This is a genomic window from Streptomyces sp. NPDC002669, from assembly GCF_042889165.1.
In the GTDB taxonomy this organism is placed as follows: Bacteria; Actinomycetota; Actinomycetes; order Streptomycetales; family Streptomycetaceae; genus Streptomyces.
The window spans coordinates 2,488-4,971 of record NZ_JBIAQQ010000066.1 but is presented as its reverse complement, the minus strand read 5'-3'; the positions used below and the strand labels follow the sequence as shown (position 1 = coordinate 4,971).

2 rRNA genes (1 of these 2 only partly in view) are annotated in these 2,484 nt (G+C 58.8%); both read left to right on the top strand.

What is annotated here, in order from left to right:
• Positions 1-25: 25 nt before the first annotated feature.
• Positions 26-1,553, top strand: a 16S ribosomal RNA gene (locus ACFYW1_RS38855).
• A gap of 298 nt (positions 1,554-1,851) precedes the next feature.
• Positions 1,852-2,484: ribosomal RNA gene (locus ACFYW1_RS38850) — 23S ribosomal RNA — on the top strand (it continues 2,465 nt past the right edge of the window).
• Together the 16S and 23S rRNA genes form the textbook arrangement of a ribosomal RNA operon.

The following is a 2,484-nucleotide window of genomic DNA, read 5'->3' as shown; positions in this document are numbered from 1 at the left end:
GTGTTGTCCCGATCACGGGAAAACATTCACGGAGAGTTTGATCCTGGCTCAGGACGAACGCTGGCGGCGTGCTTAACACATGCAAGTCGAACGATGAAGCCGCTTCGGTGGTGGATTAGTGGCGAACGGGTGAGTAACACGTGGGCAATCTGCCCTTCACTCTGGGACAAGCCCTGGAAACGGGGTCTAATACCGGATACCACTTCGTCCCGCATGGGACGGGGTTGAAAGCTCCGGCGGTGAAGGATGAGCCCGCGGCCTATCAGCTTGTTGGTGGGGTGATGGCCTACCAAGGCGACGACGGGTAGCCGGCCTGAGAGGGCGACCGGCCACACTGGGACTGAGACACGGCCCAGACTCCTACGGGAGGCAGCAGTGGGGAATATTGCACAATGGGCGAAAGCCTGATGCAGCGACGCCGCGTGAGGGATGACGGCCTTCGGGTTGTAAACCTCTTTCAGCAGGGAAGAAGCGCAAGTGACGGTACCTGCAGAAGAAGCGCCGGCTAACTACGTGCCAGCAGCCGCGGTAATACGTAGGGCGCAAGCGTTGTCCGGAATTATTGGGCGTAAAGAGCTCGTAGGCGGCTTGTCGCGTCGGTTGTGAAAGCCCGGGGCTTAACCCCGGGTCTGCAGTCGATACGGGCAGGCTAGAGTGTGGTAGGGGAGATCGGAATTCCTGGTGTAGCGGTGAAATGCGCAGATATCAGGAGGAACACCGGTGGCGAAGGCGGATCTCTGGGCCATTACTGACGCTGAGGAGCGAAAGCGTGGGGAGCGAACAGGATTAGATACCCTGGTAGTCCACGCCGTAAACGTTGGGAACTAGGTGTTGGCGACATTCCACGTCGTCGGTGCCGCAGCTAACGCATTAAGTTCCCCGCCTGGGGAGTACGGCCGCAAGGCTAAAACTCAAAGGAATTGACGGGGGCCCGCACAAGCAGCGGAGCATGTGGCTTAATTCGACGCAACGCGAAGAACCTTACCAAGGCTTGACATACACCGGAAAGCGCCAGAGATGGTGCCCCCCTTGTGGTCGGTGTACAGGTGGTGCATGGCTGTCGTCAGCTCGTGTCGTGAGATGTTGGGTTAAGTCCCGCAACGAGCGCAACCCTTGTTCTGTGTTGCCAGCATGCCCTTCGGGGTGATGGGGACTCACAGGAGACTGCCGGGGTCAACTCGGAGGAAGGTGGGGACGACGTCAAGTCATCATGCCCCTTATGTCTTGGGCTGCACACGTGCTACAATGGCCGGTACAATGAGCTGCGATGCCGTGAGGCGGAGCGAATCTCAAAAAGCCGGTCTCAGTTCGGATTGGGGTCTGCAACTCGACCCCATGAAGTCGGAGTTGCTAGTAATCGCAGATCAGCATTGCTGCGGTGAATACGTTCCCGGGCCTTGTACACACCGCCCGTCACGTCACGAAAGTCGGTAACACCCGAAGCCGGTGGCCCAACCCCTTGTGGGAGGGAGCTGTCGAAGGTGGGACTGGCGATTGGGACGAAGTCGTAACAAGGTAGCCGTACCGGAAGGTGCGGCTGGATCACCTCCTTTCTAAGGAGCACTTCTCACCAGGTTCGCCTGGTCAGAGGCCAGTACACCGGCGAGTGTCCGGTGCTGGTTGCTCATGGGTGGAACGTTGACTATTCGGCACGGTTCTCAGGGATTCATTAGTACTGCTTCGGCGTGGAACGTGGGTTTCGGTGGATCGTGTCGGGCACGTTGTTGGGTGTCTGAGGGTACGGCCGTGAGGCTGCCTCAGTTCCGGCCCCAGTGAACTCGTTTCTTCGGAAGCGGGGTGGTGGGTGGCTGGTCGTTGTTTGAGAACTGCACAGTGGACGCGAGCATCTGTGGCCAAGTTTTTAAGGGCGCACGGTGGATGCCTTGGCACCAGGAACCGATGAAGGACGTGGGAGGCCGCGATAGGCCCCGGGGAGCTGTCAACCGAGCTTTGATCCGGGGGTGTCCGAATGGGGAAACCCGGCAGTCGTCATGGGCTGTCACCCGCTGCTGAACACATAGGCAGTGTGGAGGGAACGAGGGGAAGTGAAACATCTCAGTACCCTCAGGAAGAGAAAACAACCGTGATTCCGGGAGTAGTGGCGAGCGAAACTGGATGAGGCCAAACCGTATGCGTGTGATACCCGGCAGGGGTTGCGCATGCGGGGTTGTGGGATCTCTCTTTCACGGTCTGCCGGCCGTGAGGTGAGTCAGAAACCGTTGATGTAGGCGAAGGACATGCGAAAGGTCCGGCGTAGAGGGTAAGACCCCCGTAGCCGAAATGTCAGCGGCTTGCTTGAGAGACACCCAAGTAGCACGGGGCCCGAGAAATCCCGTGTGAATCTGGCGGGACCACCCGTTAAGCCTAAATATTCCCTGGTGACCGATAGCGGATAGTACCGTGAGGGAATGGTGAAAAGTACCGCGGGAGCGGAGTGAAATAGTACCTGAAACCGTGTGCCTACAAGCCGTGGGAGCGTCGCTG